Source organism: Allobosea sp. P4_E12 (genome assembly GCF_056401655.1).
Genome location: NZ_JBFUIY010000024.1, coordinates 13,360 through 33,356, shown reverse-complemented (window position 1 = coordinate 33,356; position 19,997 = coordinate 13,360). Strand labels below are relative to the sequence as shown.

Sequence of the window (19,997 nt, the reverse complement as noted above, 5' to 3'; positions counted from 1 at the left end):
GCGTCGGGGCCTTTCCGAGCCACGGCCGACGCATCATGCCGCACCTTGCTCCAGGCGATTCTTCAGTCTGCGGTTCTCGTCTTCGAGGAACGCCAATCTGGCTTTGACCGGCTCCAGCCATTCCGCGAGCTCGGCCTCGCTGAAGCGCGGGGTGATGTGCTGCGGACAATTCCAGTCGAAGGCCTCGATCGTGATCGTGACAGCCCGTTCGACACGGGCGTCGTAGCCGGGAACCGCCAGCCTGGCCGCCAGTGCGGTGTCGAGGGTCACGTCGACGACATGCATATGCCCAAAGATCTTCAGGCGCCGCTGCTGGGCATAATCCATAAGGAAGAGCGAGACCCTGTCGTTCCCGGCGACATTGCCCGTGGTGATGTATTGCCTGTTTCCGCGATAATCAGCGAAGCCAAGGGTCTTGCTACCGAGAACCTTCAGAAAGCCGATCGGTCCGCCGCGGAACTGGACATAGGGCCAGCCCGTTTCCGAAACAGAGGCGAGATAGAACTCGCCGCGCCGGGCGATGAACGCCTCCTCATCCGGGCCAAGCAGGTGGTTTCGGGGTGCTGCTCCAGGATCGAGCGTTCCGTCGATCCTGGCATATTGACCCGCGCTGCCGTAGTGCTGGCGCGCATTCTTGACGGCCGGGGTCGAAGCGATCTCGAGATATTTGTGAAGCATGCGAGCCTCCGATATCCGAACCGGCGCAGCCGCCGGCCCGGAGGAATTGCGTCGAGCGCAGCAAGGCCATTCACCCCTGCTGGGCCCATTCTGCGGCAAGCCAGCGCAGCCGGCCGCCATCGGACACGATGTGGCCAAGCCCCGGGAATGGCATGTGTGTTGCGGCGATCAATGCCTTCTCCTCGGCCGCGCGCGGGAAGAAGCGGGCGCGCATCGCGCGGGCCGCCGCCGGATCCTGCTCGAAGACGAAGCCGATATCGGTGGCGGCCGGATGGAGGGAGGGATGGAAGAGCATGTCCGAGACCATGAGCAGGCTCTTGCCGCCATCCTCGACGCGCACCCCGATATGTCCGGGCGTGTGGCCCGTCAGGTCGACGATCGAGACGCCGCGCGTGATGCTGCGCTCGCCATCGATCGCTTGCAGCTTCGGATAGAGGCGGATGAACTCCGCCGATGCATCGAAGCTGCTCTTCAGGAAGCCAGGCGCCGTCGAGCGCTTGGCCGGATCGGTCCAGTGGGCGATCTCGCGTCTGTCGACATGAATCTCGGCGTTCGGGAAATTCCGGCGCCCGCCCGCGACCAGGCCGCCGATATGGTCACGATGCATATGGGTCACGATGACCGCGTCGATGCTCTCGGGTCCGACCCCGACGGCCTCCAGGGCGGAGGGCAGCTTTCCGCTCTCCCCAAGCAAGCCGGCCGGCCCTGTATCGATCAGGATTCGCCGCTCGCCGTCCTCGATCAGGTACTGGGTGAACATCAGGCGGATGCCGCTGGGGCGGGCTGCGAACTGCGCCGCCGCCGCCGCTTCGATCTCCTGGGGCAGCCGGCCCACGAAATAGGAGAATGGCATGTCGGCAAAGCCGTCGGTCAGCGCGGTCACCGTGAACCGACCGATCGAGATCCGCGCCAGAGGCGGGCCGGCCCTGGAGGCGATCGGCTGCGCCTGCGCCAGCGCGCCGCCGACGGACAGACCGGACGCTGCGGCCAGGGCGGGGAGGGCAAGGGCGGGGACGGAGAGGGAGAAGGCCCGGCGGGATAAGGCGGTCATTGAAGTCTCCTAAGCTGCGAGGGCAGCCGTCAGGCGCGCCCCTCGCGGGATTGAAGAGGATGCTAGAGCCTTCATTGAAACTGAGCTATTCAGAGAAATCGGGACGTTTCCTCCCGAAATTCGGGAGGATGGAATGGATCGCTTCGACGCGATGTCGGTACTTCTCGCCGTCGTCGAGGAGGGCAGCCTCTCGGCTGGAGCGCGCCGTCTGCGCTCGCCGCTCACCACGGTCAGCCGGAAGGTGGCCGATCTCGAACAGCACCTTGGAACCCGTCTTCTCGTCCGCACCAGCCGGCGGGTCGCGCTGACGGATGCGGGCCGCGACTATGTCGCCGCGTCCAGGCGAATCCTGGAACAGGTCGAGGAGGCGGAACGGGCGGCAGCAGGCGAATACAGCGAACCGCGCGGCGAACTCTCCGTCACGGCGCCCGTCGTCCTCGGGCGGCGCCACGTGCTCCCCGTCGCGGCCGAATTCCTGGCTGAATATGCAAGGATCGACCTGCGTCTGTTCCTGATCGACCGCCATGTCAATCTGCTGGAGGAGCATCTGGATATCGGCGTGCGGCTGGGTCATCTCGCGGACAGCAGCCTGATGGGGACGCGCGTCGGCGAGGTCAGGCGCGTGATATGTGCCAGCCCGGGCTATCTGGCTCGCCACGGTCGTCCCGCCGTCCCCGAGGACCTGCGCGCGCATGACGGCATCACGTTCAAAGGCTTCTCGACCTCCCCGGAATGGCGCTACCGTGGTGACACAGAAGCGCTCTCGGTGGAGCCGCGCACGCGGCTCGCCGTCAACTCGACGGAAGCGGCGGTCGAGGCCGCCGTGGCCGGTCTCGGTGTGGCCCGGGTGCTGTCCTATCAAATCGTCGACGAGTTGCGCTCAGGCGCGCTCGTGCCGTTGCTCGAAGCCTTCGCGCCGGGGCCGATCCCGGTCCAGCTCGTCTATGCTGCCCAGGGGCAGTTGCCCGTCAAGGCCCGCGCGTTCCTGGATTGGGCCGCCCCGCGTCTTCGCGCCCGGCTCGCTGATCTTCCGGTCTGTGCGGAGTGAGAGGGCTCGGAGCTGGCCCCCTCCGATTGAACAATGTCGCATCGGTCGACGTTGCCTCCAGCGCCGAGCTGGTATCCAGCGGTCGGGAACCGTTCGGGCGGGTGAGCGACAGGCTCTGGTGCGGCGCCAGGGCCCGGTGCAGGTTTGAAGGTCGAGTGAACGCGCCAGGCGTCTGCTCGAGGACAAGGGCGGATCGACGATGCCATCCCCGCTAGAGAGCATCACCGTCGAACCGGCCGGCGAGGACAGGGCTGGGGCGACCGCGTCTTTTCCCTATGACACGGCGCTGGTCGAGCGCTTCCGCGCGGCCTTTCCCCGGGCGCGCTGGCGCGATGATCGCCGTGCCTGGTTCGTGCCAGGGAGCACGGCCGAAAGGCGGCTCGATCGCTGGCTGCAGCGGGAACTTTCCGGCGTGCTCGCGCATGCCGATGCGCGCGGCAGGGACGCCTTCGCATTCGATCCGATCGTGAGCGACTATCTCGTCCCGGCAGAGGATCTGATGGTCCGTACGCCCTATTCCAGGACCGTCGTCGCGGAATTGCGCGCCGTGCTCTGGGCCTGGTGGGACGGCGAGGAAAGGCTCTGGCGCATTCCCTATCGCTCGCTGGAGGAACTGCGGCGCCGTTGGCCGGCGATCGAGGAGGCCGCCCGCCGCGCCGAGCCGGTCGAGCGGAAGCGGCGGCGAGACGAGTTGAAGGGCTCGGCAGAGCACCACGCGTTGCGCGCGAAATCCAGGGAGCGGCAGCGCCATCGCTATCCGGTCCTTGCCGATCAGCTCCCGCCCGGCGACCGCCCATTGATGTCTCATGCCGGCGCGCTCGTCTTCACCGAGGTCACGGGGGAGCTGGTCGACGAGGAAAGCCTGCACCAGCATTACCTCTGGAGTGCCGGCGCGACCGGCGATTTCGTCTGGGCAAGCTGGCGCAGGCCCGGCCATGACGAGCTGGTGCGGACATGGCCGGCGCGGCAGCCAGCGAGTGGGGCGGAGCTTGCCCGGGGCTGGTGGCAGCCGACCATCGAGGAGTTACGGGACGCCCGACGAAAGGCGAGATCGCTTGAGCGCGCACAGGCGACACGCAGGCAGCGGCAGATGCAGGGAAGGCAGGAAGAGAAGCCTGTATAGGCAATGCGTTATGGCATTCCGCTTGCCTGGGTCGTCAGGGCCAGGCCAAGCGGACATCGTTCAGGAGATTGCACGCCCTCGTTCATTGGACCTGCGGAACATAAGGAGGCAGGCCGGGGTTAGGCTCCTACCCAATCACCGTCGAGCCGAACACTCATGAATTCAGGCGAAAGCCATTTCCACACCCGCCGCTCCGCTCTCGCGACGCTGATCGCAACCGCCTTGCTTGCGAGAGGGCAGCCTTCGCTTGCCGCACCAGCGCCCCAACCAGGGGCTGCCCGTTTTGGTTTCGACGACGTCGTCGCGCAGGCGCGCATTCTGGGCGAGCGGCCCTTCGATTCCGGTGGCCTGACAATCCCGTCGGAGTTGTCGAAGCTGACCTATGACAGCTATCGCGAGATCCGTTTCCGGCGGGAAAAGGCCTTGTGGCAGGAGAGCGGTTCCGATTTCCGCCTGCTCCCGTTCCATCTCGGCTTTCTGCACGACAAGCCGGTGCAGTTGCATGTGGTGAAGGAGGGCAACGCCATCCCGATCCCGTTCACGACGAGCCTGTTCGAATACGGCAAGGTGCCGGTGCCCAAGCAGCTTTCGCCGTCGCTCGGGTTTGCCGGGTTTGCGGTGACGACCACCCTCAACGATCCCAAAATCCAGGATGAGGTGATTTCGTTTCTGGGGGCGAGCTATTTCAGGCTGATCGGGCGGGGCCACCGTTACGGGCTTTCCGCGCGCTCGCTTGCGATCGACGTCGGCGGCAAGCAGCCTGAGGAGTTTCCCTTTTTCCGTGCGCTTTGGCTGGAAGAGCCGAGGGCAGACAGCCTCGATCTGGTGATCTACGCCCTGCTGGATTCCCCGTCCGTGGCGGGCGCGTTCCGCTATGTCGTTTCGCCTGGCCGTACGACTGCGATGTCGGTCACGGCTACCCTCGTGCCGCGCGTGGAGATCCCGCGCATCGGCATCGCGCCGCTGACCTCGATGTTCCTTGCGGGTGAAGGCGACCTTGGACACCGAACCGATTTCCGGCCCGAAATTCACGATTCCGATGGGCTATTGATGCAGAACGGCTCCGGAGAATGGATCTGGCGGCCGATCCGCAATCCCGCGAGCCTGCGGATCTCCAGTTTTGGCGACCGCGATCCGCGAGGCTTCGGCCTGATGCAGCGCGACCGCGAATATGGACATTACCAGGACCTGGAAGCGCATTATCACGCACGTCCGGGATATTGGGTCGAACCCATCGGTGACTGGGGCGAGGGCCGGGTCGACCTGATCGAGATACCGACCAACAACGAGGCATTCGACAATATCGTGGCGTGCTGGACGCCGGCGCGGCCGCTCGACATCGGCAAGGCCAGTGAGTTCACCTATCGGATCACCGCCTTGTCGACGACCAACGAGCTCCATGCCATGGCGCAGGTCCGCAACAGCTTCAGCGGTTGGGACATCCGGGAGCCCGATGCCGACGGAATGGGCAAGCAGCGGTTCATCATCGATTTTGGCGATGGCGATCTGGCGTATTTCGTGAGCGACCCCAAGCGTGTCGAGGTCGTCGCCTCGACGACCGCCGGTTCGATCGCCCATACCATCATCGCCGCCAATCCCGCCGCGAAAGGCTTTCGTGTCATCCTCGACGCGACCTTGCCAGTAGGGCAAACTGCCGACTTGCGCGTCTATCTCAAGTCGCGAAACCGCACCCTCTCCGAGACGTGGACGCAGTCTTGGTCGGTTCCTGCCCCTGCTGTCCGAGATGCGCCAGGCCATGTGGTCACTCGGGATTAGAGCTTCTGCCCGAAATGTGGATTGCGGTTCTTTGGAAAGCCGGCGCAAACATGAGGGGCTGGATCATCGGTCTGGATGCGCTATCCCGCCCGATGATCTGACCGGCATCGCTCCGTCCTGGACAGGGTCATTGGCCTGCAGGCGTGAGATCCGATGAAGCTCCTCCCACAATCCCTGCTCATTCGGCCCCGCCTTCTGATTGCGCTGGTGGCGGTGATGTTGCTGACGATCGTGCTGCCGCGCGACTGGGGCTGGGTGACGCGGCTTCTGGTGGCGTGGGACGCGGGCGCAATCCTCTATCTCGGCCTGCTGACGACGATGATCTTCGGCGAGACCGTCGAGCAGATCAGGGCGCGTGCCGCCGAGCAGGATGAAGGCGCGCTCGCCATCCTGATCATCGCCTGCCTGGCGGCCGCCGCGAGCGTCGCGGCCATCGGCATTCAGCTCGCCGGCCTGAAGACCGTGCCGCCCGACGAAAAGACACTGCACCTGGCACTGGGCGCCGTGACCATCCTCAGCTCATGGGCGCTGGTGCATGCCTTCTTCTCGCTGCACTACGCCCATGATTTCTACAGCGATGACGGTGCCGAGGGCGGCCTGGATTTTCCGGGCAAGGGCGAGCCCGACTATGTCGATTTCCTTTATTTCTCCTACACGATCGGTTGCACGTCGCAGACATCGGATGTCGGCGTCACCACACGCGAGGTCAGGACGATCGTGCTCGCCCATTCCATCCTCTCGTTCTTCTTCAACACCACTATCCTGGCCTTCGGCATCAATGTCGGCGCCTCGCTTCTGTCGGGGTCCTGAGGCCGGTCCGGGCTGGCTCTCCGGAGTGCCCATGGCGCATTCCCCGCAGCATGACGGTCAATCGGACCGCCGCAATGGAAGGGGCGGCCTGATGGTCAAGAACGGTTGGGGGAGGGGCGCCGCGGGAGGCGGTTTTCCAAGTAGACAGGCGGTCGATTACATCTCGGTGTCGTAGCGGCAATCTCAGAATTGCTTCTAATTTTGAAATAATGAACGCATGGCGATATTGCATTTGTTGCTGTTCTCTTGGTCATGAAGCGCGCTAATCTCGCATTGCTCGCTTTCCCCTCCCATCGCGGGCAAGCCGGTCGGCGCGGCCTTGGCCGCTGCGCTGGCCGGCATTTTTTTCTGAATGATGTGCTTTGCGCAAAGACGCGAGCGACGGCTGCCTCAAGCGTTGGTCGCTGGAGCGCGCAGAAGTGAGGGCCGATCCAGAGCGAGATACCCTGGCGACAACTCTCCCGTATCCGCCGCGGCTGCCCTAGTTGAAGGCAGCGTATTCGAGCAGCGCGATCAGGTCGTCATCCCGGATGATGATGGCGCAACCATTGGTGTGATCGATGATGATCTCCACGATTGCGCCACCCAGAAAGGCTGCGTTTGCATAGCGCGCAGCCGCGCGTATGCCGGTGAAGGTTGCCGTGGGACTCTCACCCGTCCAGACAGCAACCGTGCAGTTCACGGACTCGAACTGTTCCGCCATGAGCCAAGGATTGATCGTCACCTCTTGTCCCGCCCCGTTCGGCTGAAGGAGAATTATGAATCCATACTGAGGCCATCGGTGACGCTGAGGGTCTCACAACTCGTCGGATGCGTCATCCGACCAAAGTCGATCCTGATATTTGGGCGCGGGACCTTCCAGACGGCCTGCCTGGCGGCGGTCATGCCACGCTGTACGATAGGCCATGCATTCTCGGGACCAGTGTCAGGCGGCTCGCACCGGGCGCTTGCGATGCCGCCCCTTGGCTTTCATATCCTCGACATATATACGATCCATATATGAAACGTATATGGAGACTCCGATGGGCATCGTGAACATCGATGACGACCTGCACGATCAGCTGCGCCGGGCGAGCAAGGTATCGTTTCGGTCGATCAATGCGCAGGCTGCCTACTGGATCAAGCTCGGCATGCTCTGCGAGACCAATCCGGGGCTCAGCTTCACTGAGATCATCGAGCGCGAGCTGAATGCCGCAGGCGTCAGGGCTCAGCCGCTCGCCGAGACTGACGCATGACAAAGCAGCCTCGCGAGCTGGCATTGCTGGCCGAATCCGGGAGGTTACTGGCCTCCGTGTTCGGGATGCTGGATCGAACCGCGCTCGCCGGCCTGTCGACACTTCAGGTCAATGAACTGGTCGAGCACTTCATCGTCCACGATCTCCAGGCCCGACCTGCGAGCAAGGGCCAGTATGGCTATGATTTTGTGTTGAATGCTTCGGTGAACGATGTCGTTTGCCACGGTGTTCCATCGCAATCGACCGTGCTTCGGGACGGGGACATCGTCAATTTCGACATCACGCTCGAGAAGAACGGCTATATCGCGGATTCCAGCAAAACCTATCTCGTCGGCGAGGTGAAACCAGCCGCCAGGAGGCTGGTCCAGACCACCTACGAAGCGATGTGGATGGGCATCAAGGCGGTTCGGCCGGGTGCGCGGCTCGGAGATATCGGCTGGGCGATCGAGCGACATGCCAAGCGGAGCGGTTATTCGGTGGTGCGCGAGTATTGCGGTCACGGCATCGGCCGGGAGATGCACGAGGAGCCGCAGGTCTTGCATTTCGGAAAGCCAGGAACCGGCCTCGCCCTCCGCGAGGGCATGGTTTTCACGATCGAGCCGATGCTCAACCGCGGCCGGGGGAGCGTGAAGACAGAGGCTGACGGCTGGACTGTCGTGACGAGAGACGGCTCGCTGTCGGCTCAGTTCGAGCACACCGTTGCCGTGACGGCGTCCGGCGTCTCGGTTCTGACGCTCCGTCCCGACGAACAAGGCGCAGGGCCTATGAAGCGGCGTGCGCTGGCGGCGGTCGGCTGATCCGGCAGCGCCGCGGAAGCGCCGTCCTGCGTGATCTGATCTGGTCGTCGAAGGCGGATCGGTCGGATCGCCTGCCGCATCATGCTGGGATCCGCGGTCGCTCGCGGTTCAGGTCCCCTTGCGCCTAGTCCCATTCTCTCTCCTGGGATCGGATGTCGCGCAAGGAGTGAACGAGATCGATCGCCTTGCCGAACAGGCGCGCCCTCGGGATCGGGAGCGCGGCGCCGCCGGCGCAGGAGATCACCTCGGCGACGTCTTCATGGGAATTGCCGACGAACTGCCGCTTGCCGCTGATGTGAAGCGAGGACAGGATTCCATCCCCCTGGTGTCTGGAATCGAGTGGAAGCGGGCCCGATGCTTTCTCGGCGTCGAACCAGACCGGCGATCCGTCCGGCAGCGCAAGCTCGGCGAGTGTCGGCAGCTTCTCACCGACCACAGCGGCGACATAGTCCGGCAGCTCGATCACCAGCAGCACATCGACGCAGTCGATGCGGGTCTTGGCCAACGGGTCGCCATCACCGGGAACAGCCCGCCTGATCCGGGCGACCCGGCGCGCCAGCACCTGAACCTGAGATCCGTCAGACAGTGTCAGCGAGATCATTGTCGTTCCCGGGCGCTCGTTTCACGATAGCCAGCCTCAACGTAATGCGCCTGCTGGCCGATACTCAATCACGGCATGATCGTAACCTTAAGGCAGGACGACCTTTGTGGCCCGCCACCGCAGGAAAGCAGCGCCAACCCTGCCGCTACCCCGCCGCAAGACCGCCCGAGATTCCCCGGTCGAAAACCCCGTTCCTGAATAATTGTTCATGGAACCAATGGCTTAACAGATTGTTCCCTTCATCGGCCGGGGGCTAACAGGAGATCGACTATGATCAGGAAGATTGTCCTTGTGGCTGCGCTGGTTGCCTTGCCTATGGCCGTGTCGGCGCAGCAACCCAATGCTGGTGCGGCCGGTGGCGCCGCTGCCGGCGCGGGAACCGGAGCCGTTGGTGGAGCCATTGTCGGCGGGCCGGCCGGAGCGGCCGTCGGGGCTGTCGGTGGCGCTGCGGCGGGGGCGATCGTCGGCGGCATCGCGGCCGACCGGCGCTCCGAGTTCCGCACTTATGTGACGGAGCAGAAGGTGCCGTCGGTGGCCTATCGCGAGAAGGTCGTCGTCGGAGCGACGCTTCCCCAAACCGTCAACTATCGAGAGGTCCCGGAGCGTTTCGGCAAGACCCAGTATCGCTACACCGTCGTGAACGATCAGACGGTGCTGGTCGAGCCGAAGACCCGCAGGATCGTACAGATCATCGAATGATCGGCAGATAGACGGGAAAGGCCCGCCATCGATGGCGGGCCTTTCCTTGTGACTGAAGCTCGACCTGGGCAGGCGGCCCTCGTCCCTGTCGCAATCAACCTCCCGGCAGGGCAACCCGCCAGACCGTATTGCCGACATCGTCGGCGACCAGCAGGCCGCCCCGCCGGTCGACCAGCACGCCGACGGGACGTCCCCGTGCCTCGCCCTTCTCGTTCAGGAACCCGGTGAGGATCTCCTGCGGCATCCCGGCTGGCTTGCCCTCACTGAAGGGGACGAAGATCACGCGGTAGCCGACCGGGCGCGAGCGGTTCCATGAACCGTGCTGGCCGATGAAGGCGCCGCCCTGATAGCGCGGCCCGAGGCGGCCCGGCGGCACGAAGCCCAGCCCGAGGGAGGCGGTATGTGAACCCAGCGCGTAATCTGGCTTGATCGCCTTGGCGACCAGTTCCGGCTTCTGGGGCTCGACGCGCCTGTCGAGATGCTGGCCATAATAGCTGTAGGGCCAGCCATAGAAGCCGCCGCGCTTCACCGAGGTCATGTAGTCCGGCACCAGATCGTCGCCGATCTCGTCGCGCTCGTTGACCGCCACCCAGAGTTCCCGGGTCACGGGGTTCCAGTCGATCCCGACAGGGTTGCGCAACCCCGTCGCAAAGAGCTGCGTCGCTCCCGTCGCCGGGTCGATCTCGAGCACGGCCGCGCGCCGCTCCTCCTCGGCCATGCCGTTCTCGGCGACATTGGAGTTCGAGCCGACGCCGACATAGAGCTTCGAGCCGTCCGCGCTGGCGGTCAGGCTCTTCGTCCAATGGTGGTTCCGGCCGGCAGGCAGGTCTGCGACCTTCACGGCTGCGCCCGCGCTTCTGGTTTCGCCTTGCCGGTAGGGGACGCGGACAAGCGCATCGGCATTGGCGATGTAGAGCTGGTCGCCGATCAGGGCCATGCCGAATGGCGAGTTGAGGTTCTCCAGGAAGACGCTCTTCGTCTCGGCGACGCCGTCGCCGTCACTGTCCCGCAGCAGCATGATCCGGTTCGCGCTGAGCGTCTGCGATCCGGCCTTCTTCATGAAGACGCCCTGCACCCAGCCGCGGATGCCGCCGCTCTTCTCCGCCGGCTTCGGTGGCGCGTCGCTTTCGGCCACGAGCACATCGCCATTAGGGAGTTCGTAGAGCCAGCGCGGATGCTGCAACCCGCTGGCGAATGTGCTCACCTGGCCGCCGCTGGGCGTGGTCGGCTTCTCCCCCAGCTTCCAACCGATCGCATCGGCGATCTTCACGGTCGGAAACCATGTCGTCCTGGGCTCGGGCAAAGTCGGGTTGGGGCCGTAGCCGGCCTCCTCGGGCAGGGTGGAGCGACTGTCGCAAGCGGCGAGCACGAGCGCCGAGGCCGCGACGCTGGCGATGAGCATGACGGGGCGCTTGATCGCCATATGCGGTTCTCCTCCCTGGCTGCGGGAAGCACTGCCCGCCCGCATCATGGGGTGAACGTCAAACCCCGTCACTTTGTTCGCGATGGCTTGGTTCGCGACGGCCCCGGGCAGCGTCCTCGACTGAGATCGCGGTGGAACGGATCAAACCGCGCGACGTTACCCCTGGACGCCTGTCGGTGATGACACGGAAATGGAGACGAGCGATGCGCCCAGACACGAACCCGGCGATTGAAAGCCTCCGTAAGGAGCAACACGCGCAACGCAAGGCCGGGCGCGAAGTCACGGCAGATCAGCAACTCGACAAGGCGCTGAAGGAGACATTTCCGACGAGCGATCCGATTGCCGTCCAGAGCCCGGCGAAGCCGGGTGCGCCCCGTCAGCGGCGGCAGTAACGCCGTTCAACGCACAGGGCGAGACTGTCCTGGTGCGGTCGCCTCATGGTTTGCAGAAGGGAAGACGCATGCGCGCCCTCGTTCATCTCGTCGGGTTATGGCTGGCTCGCGACATTGCAGAAGGAAAGTACCCCAGGCAGTTTGCCGTTCCGCTCGGGTTCCTGATCGCACGATTGCGGACACCGCCCCTGATGATCGCGGTGTTCGGCTGCGTGCTGGCCAAGCTCGCCATGGACCGGCGCGGACGGAGCGCCAAGCGGGCACCCGCGCGGTCCCGCTGAGGCCGCCGGCGCCCCGCCATTCAAGGAGGCGGAGCCCGCGTCAGTTTTTGCACTTGCATTTGAGGGGGCGAAGCGCTCACTTCTCGTCGAGGGGAAGGTCGATGCCGTTCCGCTCGATTGTCGCCACGCCAGAAGAGGTCGCCGTCATCGTAGCGGCGTTCGAGACCGCGTGGGGCCAGATCGACGCACGCGGCGAGATCGATCGACAGAGAACGTCCATCCAACGGGAACGCCTCGGCTATATCGTGGTCGGGCTCTGGGATGCCGGCGGAGCCGGCCAGCTCGCGGAGCGGGCCGTTCAGCAATTCGACGCCACCGCGGCGAACGCGCCAAGGCTCCCACGAAGCACAACGCCCCCGGTTGACAGCCGCTGACCGCGGGCGGCAGTGCTCGCTCGACCATCCCCCGCATTCACGCCAGGCGGCCATCGGCATGCGATCAGCCGGGCGCCAGGGCGAGGTTCAGTGCGCCTTGGACACGTGCTCGGGTTTGCCCTTGCGCTTGGTCGAAGCCATGTCGTGCAGCTCCTCTTCGGTCATCGACTTCGCCATCGACTTCGACGCGCCCTTCAGCTCGCTGGTTTTGATCTCGCCGCGCTTGGCGGCGAGCGCCGCTCCCGCGGCCTTCTGCTGGGCTTTGGATTTCGCCGGCATGATTGCGCCTCCTTTGAAAGGTCGGACCGAGATCAACTGCCGGGCCGCGTCTGCGTTCCCGGCCGGTTCAGCGATGCTGGGGCTCTGGCGCGCCCGCAGGAGACATGGCGGGAACAACTGCTGACGCTGCGGGTTATCCCGGCATCTCCCAGGGACCCCAAGATCTCTGAGTTCCAAGGCACTGCCCGCCGCTCCGAAAGGGGGGCGGGCTTTTTGTCGGCGACCGAAGAGCTTGCATTTTTGAGCGCGATGGCCAGATTTTCGATGTAGTTTGGTGTTGGGGGAGCGACCATGCCATTCTCATCGCTCACGGATCCGGTGGACATTGCGCGCGCCCAGGCGGCCTTGGATGCGGCCTGGGAGGCCATCAGGCCAGCCCTTGATGAGGGCCACGACCTACAGCTCGAACGAGAGCGATTGGCCTATATCGTGGCGAACCTGGTGATGATCGCCATTGATGATGAGGACCTGGCAAGGCGTGCGCTGCAAAAGTTCAGGGCCCACGCCTAACGCGTCATCATCGTCTGCGGGCGGGCCAACTGCACGCGGCGTCTCATCGAAACTGGCGAAATCTTCGAGCCGGGGCGAATGTCCGGGCAGGCATGGAGCCGGAGGCGCCGTCATGTGTTTGTGGGGCGTCCCGGCGCCGCAATCCCCTTCCGGCGTCATCACGGCCTGAGCCCCGCCGCTTCTGCCGGAACGGCGGGCACTGGTTTGGCCATCGGCCGCTCCATCCCGCTATCGCATGGCGGGTTTCGCCAGCCCATCGGTCCTGCCGGGTGGGGATGCCTTCAGAGCCGCCCGGCGTTTCGAACCGAGGCGGCCGACCAGATCGCCGACGAACAGGACCTCATACCGCTTTCAAAAATGAATGCCGGCGAGCGCGGGTGGCGCGCTCGCCATAGGGCACGGGCTGTCCGGACGTGCCCGCCTATTGCGGGTTCGTCGCAACCGACTGCGTTGCGCCCGCCTGCTGTTGCCGCGGGAAGCGAGGCTGGAGCTGGTCTTCCGGATTGACCGGGAAGGGGAAGCCAAGGACCGTTGACCGGCCGCGAACCCGGTTCTGCGCCTGGCATTTCTTGACGCATTCCGTGGCTGGCGGAGCGACCTCGACCGCATCCTCGCCCATCACCTGGCCCATGCGACCGCCACTCGCCACGTCCCAGCGGGATACGCCGCCGCAATGACGCACGGTCGCGGGGCTGGTGGGGACGCGGGTGGCGATCAGGTTCACGCAATCCGGTTCCGACCTGCGCGTGGCAACCTGAGGGCTGTCCCTGCCGACGAACTTGCGGGAGAAGTTATTGCCGAAATTGACGCGGGCCGGGACGGTGACCGTGATGTCCTTGTAGGGAACCTCGTCGCCTTCCCGGTTCCGGAAGTTGCGATTGTCGAAATAGAACGCCTTCAGCTGAGGGTTGGCGCCTTCCGCCAGGATATGGGTGAAGAGGGTCGGCGTTCCATCTTCGCGTTCCACCTCCATCTGGAATATGCCGCCAGTCGCGCAGTCCTTTGCCTGGATCTTCATGCTGAGGTTTTGGCCCGTTCTCCCGATCTCGATCTCGGTCTCCTTGATCTCGACGGTGAGTGAACTGGTCAGCGACAACCCGCGATGGTCGGGGAGCTTGCTGGCGAAGACCGGGGTCGGCACTCCTCCCGTGATGTCGAGGGGATTTGGCGCACCGGTTAGCGTGAAGTTGCGGATGCCGAGGGTCGCCGAGTCGACATCGAATTGGGCATATTTGCCCTGCACCCGAAAACTCGTCCCAAGAGCGCTGGCGGGGAGGGTGGCATTCTGAGTGCGTCCCAGCACGGTAAAGCCGCCGCCCTCGCACCCTTCCGATGACGCGGCCTGGGCTGCGCCTGCTGCGAGGAGCAGCGGCAGCGCGACCAGCGCGGCGGTCCCCAGATGACCGCTCGCGCGACCGTTCTCACCCGCTGTCCGCGCGCAGGGCGTAGTGCGAAAATGGCAAATACGTCGCATGACCATGAGTAGCCTCCCTGGGTTTTATGATTGGCAGTCCCGATTTGGAGCGGATGCGTATTCCAGCAGTATCGCTCGGCCGGGAGACCCAGCCTAATACGCATTGGATGACGTCGTGTTCGCGGTCTTCTTCGCAGATGCGTGAAGGGCTTCTGGGGCCTGCGAACCCTACACCGGTGAACCTGACATTTACCTGACGCGACCTGTCAGGTTGCGCGTGCACCAGGGCAATGATTGGCCAAGCCAGCGAAACGCGTCACGGACACGTCCGGCGCGGGCCACGCGTAGCTCCTCCGCAACTGGCAATTACTGCTGGGCGAGGCTATCCTCGGCTTACGAAATCTTACGCGGTTCTCAAATCCATGGATGCCAGGCAGAAGCGGCACGCTTTCTTCTTCGCGCTGATCGGGAGTTTCCGCGTGATGTGGCCGGTTCTCTCCGGTGTGCTCGCGACCATGCTCGTGCCGGGGTTTCTGATCGGGCGCATCGAGGACTGGGGTTTCGGCGACTCCCTCTATTTCACCTTCGTGACCGGCTTCACGATCGGCTATGGGGATTTCACGCCGACGCATTTCAGCTCGCGCATGCTTGCCGTCGTGATCGGTTTCGCCGGCATCGTGATGACCGGACTTATTGCGGCTGTCACTGTCGAGGCGCTGCGAGCGACGGAAGTCGAGCCGCCCGAGCATAAATAGGGGTCCGCCTGCGGCTGCCTGGCTTCCGGAGGCGAATGCGAGCTCAAGGGGTCGCGTGCGAGCATCGCCGTGGGCGGAATGACCGCTGTCACGCCGGCCCCCGACGTCCGGGCTGGCTGCGCAACGGCGGCGAGCCGATTGTCCCCCGGAATCGCGACCGCCTGATCCGACGCGCGATTTCGATTTCGGCTGCGCCGCGACGCAGCCGGGATACAATGGCTCCGCGTCCTTCCCCTACCATTCAAGCCATCGGGAGAAGAGCCATGCCCGAGCAGATCGATCACCCGCGCAGGAATGTCCTCGGCGCCCTGGCGCTCGGAGCCGCACTTGCCCCGTTCACTGCGATCGGCGGTGCCCGCGCCCAGACCAGTCCACCCTCCGTCACACCTGCGGGCAGCGCGGGGCAGGGCGTGCAGGCCTCGTTTGCTCCGCTGAAGCGGATCGTGGCGGGCGTTCTCGAGGTCAGCTATGCCGAGGCCGGCCCGGCGGATGGTCCGCCGGCGCTGCTGCTGCATGGCTGGCCCTATGACATCCACAGCTATGTCGAGGTTGCTCCTCTTCTCGCCGGGGCCGGCTACCGCGTGATCGTGCCCTATCTGCGCGGATATGGAACGACGCGCTTCCTCAGCGACGGCACGCCGCGCAACGGCCAGCAGGCGGCCCTGGGCCGTGACCTCGTCGCCTTGATGGACGCCCTGAAGATCGAGAAGGCGGTCCTCGCCGGCTATGACTGGGGCGCCCGGACCGCCAATATCGTCGCCGCGCTCTGGCCGGAGCGCTGCAAGGCGATGGTCTCGGTGAGCGGCTATCTCATCGGCAGCCAGGAACTGAACAAGGTACCGCTGCCGCCGAAGGCCGAACTGCAATGGTGGTACCAGTATTATTTCGCCACCGAGCGCGGGCAGGCGGGGTACGCGAAATACACGCATGACTTCGCGCGCCTGATCTGGGAGCTGGCCTCGCCGAAATGGGCCTTTGACGACGCAACCTTTGCGCGCTCGGCCACCGCCCTCGACAACCCCGACCATGTCGCGATTTCGATCCATAATTATCGCTGGCGCCTCGGCCTGGCCGCGGGCGAGCCGCAATATGACGAGCTGGAAAAGAAGCTCGCTGCCTTTCCGACGATCGGCGTGCCGACGATCACCATCGAGGGGGATGCCAATGGCGCGCCGCATCCGGAGCCTGCCGTCTATGCGAAGCGGTTCACCGGCAAATACGAGCACCGGCTCTTCACCGGCGGCATCGGCCATAATCCGCCACAGGAGGCGCCGCAGCCCTTCGCCCAGGCGGTGATCGCCGCCGACAGGCTCTGACGGCCGCATGATCGGGAGCCCGCTGCTTTGCCGGCCTCATGGGGCGGAAACGGGCTCCATGGTGCGAGCGCGCGCGATCGAAGGCGGATTCCTGCCCTGAATCCGGGCATCGCGCCCCGAATGGCGCCGGACTGCGCAGAGCGCTGTCGCGGCCCCATCGTAAGTATAGATTCGTGGTCTGACCTTCGCCGCACGGATTGAGCGACCATCATCTCTACAATTCGCGGCGCCCTCCAGCTATCACCGGCACGGTATTTCTGCCGCAATTGCGGCATCGGGGGAGGTCGGCATGTATCTACCGCGTCTGACCAAGGGTTTGCGGCTGCGGGAGGCGCAGCGTGCTCTCGAAAACCGGCTCGAGATCGTCAAGGCGCTGTCGGTCGGCGAGATCACCAAACGCGATTTGCTGCGCTGGGGCTATTTCACGGCGGGTGGCCTGCTGATCGCGAAGAATGGGTTGAGCCCCTTCGCCAGGAGCGCCTACGCCCAGGTGCCGACAGGCGCGCCGCGAAGCCCGACCTTCGGTGTCGACAAGTTCCATGACCTGATGCCGCGCCCGGAGGTGCTGAAACCCGTGCCGCTGACGCGCATGGCGAATGGCGATGCCGCCTGGGGCGGAGCCTCGGGCGCCCAGGAGCTGCCGGCGAAGAATTTCTCCTACCACACCGATTTCACCAGTTCAGGCGGTGGGCTCTACCGCAACCCGGTCACCAATGCGGGGCCGTTCGAGGGCCGCCCGCCCGGTGAGTTCTTCGCGCATCAGCGCTGGGAGGAACTCTATCCCAAGAAGGGCTATCTGCTCTCGCTCGGACAGGTCAAGGCCGGCTGCTATTTCTGCGACGGCATGCCGGAACAGGCGGCGACCTCGATGTGGACCTTCGGGCCGCGCGCACCTGGCCGGGAAGGGCGGACCGCCGGCTTGCGCACCGGGATCGGCCAGCCGACCCTGATCAAGGCGCGCTATGGCGAGCCGATCCTGACCCGGATCTATAACGATCTGCCGGTCGACCGGAGGAAGAATGGCGGCTTTGGGCGCAACGAGATCTCGATCCATCTCCATAACGCCCATAACGGCGCCGAAAGTGACGGCGCCTGCAACGCCTATCACTTCCCCGGCACCTTCTACGATTACCACTGGGGCATGGCGATGGCCCGGCGCGACATGCCCAATGTCTGGCCGACCGGCGACCGCGACTATGCCCGCAAATGCTCGGGGCCCGATGACCGCGAGGGCCTGGTCCAGGTCCCCGGCGATTTCCGCGAGATCCAGAGCAGCCTCTGGTTCCACGACCATCGCTTCTTCTTCACCGCCGAGAACGTGCACAAGGGCATTTTCGGGCTGTGCAATATCTATAGCGGCCCCGATCGCGGCCGCGAGGACCTCAATGACGGCATCAACCTGCGGCTGCCCAGCGGCTCGCAGCTGAAATGGGGCAATCTCGATTTCGACGTGAATCTGGCGGTCTCGAACCCCGCCTTCGACGCCAATGGCCAGGCCCGCTTCGACATCTTCGACACTGACGGTTTCCTCGGCGATATGCTCTGCGTCAACGGCACCTATTACCCCTATTTCGAGGTGCTGCCGCGGCGCTACCGCTTCCGCATCCTGAATGCGGCGATGGCGCGGTTCATGAAGCTGGCGCTGGCGGTCAACAAGGGCCGGCGCTTTGCGCGCATGACCAATGTACCGTTCTACTTCATCGCCAATGACGGCAACCTGCTGGTCAACCCGATCGCCCTGACCGAGACCGACGAGATGGGCGTGGCGGAGCGCTTCGACATCGTCGTCGACTTCGCCGCCTTCGAGCCCGGCGACAGCGTCTATCTGGTCAACCTGCTGAAGCAGACCGACGGGCGTCTCCCCAAGGGGCCGGTCTCGATGGCCTCGGCCTTCAAGGGCGATGACGACGATCCGTGCGTTGGTCCCTTCCTCGAGTTCCGGGTGGTGAACCAGCTTCAGAGCGTCGACAACCCCGGCAAGCTCTACAATGCCAGCAGCCCGCTCGATGTCGACCGCAGCGCCAATTTCGCCGATCCCGATTGGCGCACGGGCACGAAGACGCTGACGACCCAGATCCCGATCGTGGCACCGGTCCGTGAGCGGGTGATCGAGTTCGGACGATCCGGCACCGGCGATTCACGGGGCGCCGACGGCCAGTGCATCCCTGAATGCGGCGACATCGCGAGCTTCCCCTGGACGATCAAGATCAATGGCGAGAACGCGCATTCGCTCAATGCCAACCGGATTTCGATGCTGATCCCGAAGCCGGGCGAGGTCGAGCATTGGACGCTGATCAATGGCGGTGGCGGCTGGGATCATCCCATCCACCTGCATTTCGAGGAGGGCGTCACCATCGATCGCGGCGGTGCGCCGATCCCGGCGACGGAGCGGCTGGCGCGCAAGGATGTCTGGCGGCTGCGGCCCTCCGGCCGGGTCAAGTTCCAGGTGCGCTTCGGCGAGTTCGGTGGCGCCTATGTCAGCCACTGCCACAACACGGCGCATGAGGATTTCGCGATGCTGCTGCGCTACCAGATCCAGAGCGAGCAGCCGGGCGATCCGAATTTTCGCGGCCAGCCGCAATACCAGCTGACGATGACGCCGATCCCGACGCCGAACGGCGTGGTCTGGAAGCAGCCCGAGGTCTTGCCGGAGGGCGATCCGCGCAGCACGCGCTTCGCCAGCGCTGGCTGAGGGCTCCTAGCATCGGCCCGAAAAGTGGATTGCGGTTTTCGGGACAGCCGATGCCAACACGAAAGAATCGGCCCGAAATGTGGATCGCGGTTTTCGGGCCGATCCAAAGACAGCCATGGCAGCCGTCGCCCTTGGTGACGGCTGCTGTTCTACGGGCTGCGCCCTAGCGCTTGAGCGGCGTCTCAGCGATCACACGCAACCCCGCGGAATATTTGTTGAAAAGCCTCTCGCGGTCATAGACCTTGTTCATCCGTTCTTCCGCCAGGTTGTCGCGGATATCCGCCTCCTTGACGAAGCGCGCCAGCGGATGGGCTGCGGCGCGCCGGATATAGTCCACGTATTCCTCGCCGTCGCGACGGGTCAGGGCTTCGAGCGCAGACAGGATCTCCTGGGAGAAGCCCTCGCGGTGAAGGTCGTGGAGGGTCCATTTCGAATCCTGCACGACATCGTGCAGCGCCGCGATAATCGCCGATTCCTCGTTGCCGCCTGCCAGGAAGCGCGCCATCAGCCGCATCGGATGGGCGATATAGGGTGCGCCGGTCTTGTCGAGCTGGCCGGCGTGAGCCTCTGCCGCAATACCGATCGCTCGTTCCAGGGTAGCCATCGTTCACTCTCCTCCGATGCCACAGCTTAGGCCGTAAGGTGCCCGGCAAGAAGGTGGCAAGTGATCGGCACCAGGGCGTCTCCAAGAGGTCCGTCTCAACCCACCGACCAGCCAGGCGCCGGGTGCCAGAGACATCGAA

At 64.7% G+C, this 19,997-nt stretch carries 22 protein-coding genes; 14 read left to right on the top strand and 8 right to left on the bottom strand.

All coding sequences use genetic code 11. The features are described 5' to 3' along the window. Positions 1 to 33: 33 nt before the first annotated feature. Both AC1DW9_RS25685 and AC1DW9_RS25680 read right to left on the bottom strand, forming a co-directional pair. Positions 34 to 678, bottom strand: a complete 645-nt coding sequence (locus tag AC1DW9_RS25685; protein ID WP_476768209.1) for a pyridoxamine 5'-phosphate oxidase family protein — start codon at positions 676 to 678, stop codon at positions 34 to 36. A gap of 70 nt (positions 679 to 748) precedes the next feature. Then, complete coding sequence (locus AC1DW9_RS25680; RefSeq protein WP_441506834.1) at positions 749 to 1,729, bottom strand: MBL fold metallo-hydrolase; 981 nt, start codon at positions 1,727 to 1,729, stop codon at positions 749 to 751. A 133-nt stretch (positions 1,730 to 1,862) separates the two neighbouring features. Between AC1DW9_RS25680 and AC1DW9_RS25675 the strand changes: the two genes are divergently transcribed. The 4 genes from AC1DW9_RS25675 (at position 1,863) to AC1DW9_RS25660 (ending at position 6,486) form a co-directional block, all read left to right on the top strand. After that, positions 1,863 to 2,777, top strand: a complete 915-nt coding sequence (locus AC1DW9_RS25675; protein WP_476776883.1) for a LysR family transcriptional regulator — start codon at positions 1,863 to 1,865, stop codon at positions 2,775 to 2,777. A 199-nt stretch (positions 2,778 to 2,976) separates the two neighbouring features. Further along, positions 2,977 to 3,900: a hypothetical protein gene (locus AC1DW9_RS25670; RefSeq protein WP_441506832.1), complete on the top strand. Its 924-nt coding sequence runs from the start codon at positions 2,977 to 2,979 to the stop codon at positions 3,898 to 3,900. A 156-nt stretch (positions 3,901 to 4,056) separates the two neighbouring features. Then, on the top strand, positions 4,057 to 5,676 hold the full coding sequence (locus AC1DW9_RS25665) for an OpgD/OpgG family glucan biosynthesis protein (protein WP_476768210.1): 1,620 nt from the start codon (positions 4,057 to 4,059) through the stop codon (positions 5,674 to 5,676). A gap of 153 nt (positions 5,677 to 5,829) precedes the next feature. Continuing rightward, complete coding sequence (locus tag AC1DW9_RS25660) at positions 5,830 to 6,486, top strand: DUF1345 domain-containing protein (RefSeq protein ID WP_441506830.1); 657 nt, start codon at positions 5,830 to 5,832, stop codon at positions 6,484 to 6,486. Positions 6,487 to 6,967: 481 nt separating this feature from the next. On the opposite strand, the gene AC1DW9_RS25655 is transcribed toward AC1DW9_RS25660, so the two are convergent. Beyond that, on the bottom strand, positions 6,968 to 7,210 hold the full coding sequence (locus AC1DW9_RS25655) for a hypothetical protein (protein ID WP_441492271.1): 243 nt from the start codon (positions 7,208 to 7,210) through the stop codon (positions 6,968 to 6,970). A 298-nt stretch (positions 7,211 to 7,508) separates the two neighbouring features. On the opposite strand from AC1DW9_RS25655, the gene AC1DW9_RS25650 reads away from it, so the two are divergent. Together AC1DW9_RS25650 and map are read left to right on the top strand one after the other, a co-directional pair. Continuing rightward, positions 7,509 to 7,721 (top strand): ParD-like family protein, encoded by a 213-nt coding sequence (locus AC1DW9_RS25650; RefSeq protein WP_476776882.1) that lies wholly within the window; start codon positions 7,509 to 7,511, stop codon positions 7,719 to 7,721. Next, positions 7,718 to 8,518 (top strand): type I methionyl aminopeptidase, encoded by an 801-nt coding sequence (map, locus tag AC1DW9_RS25645; protein ID WP_441506829.1) that lies wholly within the window; start codon positions 7,718 to 7,720, stop codon positions 8,516 to 8,518. The genes AC1DW9_RS25650 and map overlap by 4 nt, the downstream gene beginning before the upstream one ends. A 124-nt stretch (positions 8,519 to 8,642) precedes the next feature. Here the strand turns inward: map and AC1DW9_RS25640 are convergent, their stop codons facing one another. Next, the gene (locus AC1DW9_RS25640) at positions 8,643 to 9,119 is read right to left on the bottom strand and encodes a hypothetical protein (RefSeq protein ID WP_441492274.1); all 477 of its coding nucleotides are present in this window, start codon (positions 9,117 to 9,119) and stop codon (positions 8,643 to 8,645) included. Between the two features lie 270 nt (positions 9,120 to 9,389). Here AC1DW9_RS25640 and AC1DW9_RS25635 point away from each other — a divergent pair, with 270 nt between their 5' ends. Further along, positions 9,390 to 9,818, top strand: a complete 429-nt coding sequence (locus AC1DW9_RS25635; protein ID WP_476776881.1) for a DUF1236 domain-containing protein — start codon at positions 9,390 to 9,392, stop codon at positions 9,816 to 9,818. Between the two features lie 94 nt (positions 9,819 to 9,912). Here the strand turns inward: AC1DW9_RS25635 and AC1DW9_RS25630 are convergent, their stop codons facing one another. Next, entirely contained in the window at positions 9,913 to 11,241 is a 1,329-nt protein-coding gene (locus AC1DW9_RS25630; protein WP_476776880.1) for a PQQ-dependent sugar dehydrogenase, read from the bottom strand. A 131-nt stretch (positions 11,242 to 11,372) separates the two neighbouring features. Here AC1DW9_RS25630 and AC1DW9_RS25625 point away from each other — a divergent pair, with 131 nt between their 5' ends. From AC1DW9_RS25625 to AC1DW9_RS25615, 3 genes are all read left to right on the top strand, one after another. Continuing rightward, on the top strand, positions 11,373 to 11,633 hold the full coding sequence (locus AC1DW9_RS25625) for a hypothetical protein (RefSeq protein ID WP_441506827.1): 261 nt from the start codon (positions 11,373 to 11,375) through the stop codon (positions 11,631 to 11,633). 68 nt (positions 11,634 to 11,701) lie between these two features. Then, positions 11,702 to 11,914 carry a hypothetical protein gene (locus AC1DW9_RS25620; RefSeq protein ID WP_441506826.1) on the top strand — a complete coding sequence of 71 codons (213 nt, stop codon included), beginning with the start codon at positions 11,702 to 11,704 and terminating at the stop codon, positions 11,912 to 11,914. A 101-nt stretch (positions 11,915 to 12,015) separates the two neighbouring features. Beyond that, on the top strand, positions 12,016 to 12,288 hold the full coding sequence (locus AC1DW9_RS25615) for a hypothetical protein (protein ID WP_441506825.1): 273 nt from the start codon (positions 12,016 to 12,018) through the stop codon (positions 12,286 to 12,288). 87 nt (positions 12,289 to 12,375) lie between these two features. Here the strand turns inward: AC1DW9_RS25615 and AC1DW9_RS25610 are convergent, their stop codons facing one another. Continuing rightward, the gene (locus tag AC1DW9_RS25610; protein ID WP_441492280.1) at positions 12,376 to 12,567 is read right to left on the bottom strand and encodes a DUF3008 family protein; all 192 of its coding nucleotides are present in this window, start codon (positions 12,565 to 12,567) and stop codon (positions 12,376 to 12,378) included. A 291-nt stretch (positions 12,568 to 12,858) separates the two neighbouring features. Here AC1DW9_RS25610 and AC1DW9_RS25605 point away from each other — a divergent pair, with 291 nt between their 5' ends. Further along, positions 12,859 to 13,077, top strand: a complete 219-nt coding sequence (locus tag AC1DW9_RS25605) for a hypothetical protein (protein ID WP_441506824.1) — start codon at positions 12,859 to 12,861, stop codon at positions 13,075 to 13,077. A 421-nt stretch (positions 13,078 to 13,498) separates the two neighbouring features. On the opposite strand, the gene AC1DW9_RS25600 is transcribed toward AC1DW9_RS25605, so the two are convergent. Next, positions 13,499 to 14,557, bottom strand: coding sequence for a hypothetical protein (locus AC1DW9_RS25600; RefSeq protein ID WP_441506823.1), 1,059 nt, complete (start codon positions 14,555 to 14,557; stop codon positions 13,499 to 13,501). A 356-nt stretch (positions 14,558 to 14,913) separates the two neighbouring features. Here AC1DW9_RS25600 and AC1DW9_RS25595 point away from each other — a divergent pair, with 356 nt between their 5' ends. The 3 genes from AC1DW9_RS25595 (at position 14,914) to AC1DW9_RS25585 (ending at position 19,254) form a co-directional block, all read left to right on the top strand. Next, the gene (locus AC1DW9_RS25595) at positions 14,914 to 15,246 is read left to right on the top strand and encodes a potassium channel family protein (RefSeq protein WP_441506822.1); all 333 of its coding nucleotides are present in this window, start codon (positions 14,914 to 14,916) and stop codon (positions 15,244 to 15,246) included. Positions 15,247 to 15,509: 263 nt separating this feature from the next. After that, on the top strand, positions 15,510 to 16,562 hold the full coding sequence (locus AC1DW9_RS25590) for an alpha/beta fold hydrolase (protein WP_441506821.1): 1,053 nt from the start codon (positions 15,510 to 15,512) through the stop codon (positions 16,560 to 16,562). 289 nt (positions 16,563 to 16,851) lie between these two features. Beyond that, complete coding sequence (locus AC1DW9_RS25585; protein ID WP_476776879.1) at positions 16,852 to 19,254, top strand: multicopper oxidase family protein; 2,403 nt, start codon at positions 16,852 to 16,854, stop codon at positions 19,252 to 19,254. A 163-nt stretch (positions 19,255 to 19,417) separates the two neighbouring features. Here the strand turns inward: AC1DW9_RS25585 and AC1DW9_RS25580 are convergent, their stop codons facing one another. After that, a complete protein-coding gene (locus tag AC1DW9_RS25580; protein ID WP_441506819.1) occupies positions 19,418 to 19,858 on the bottom strand; it encodes an HD domain-containing protein in 441 nt (146 codons plus the stop codon). Positions 19,859 to 19,997: the final 139 nt, after the last annotated feature.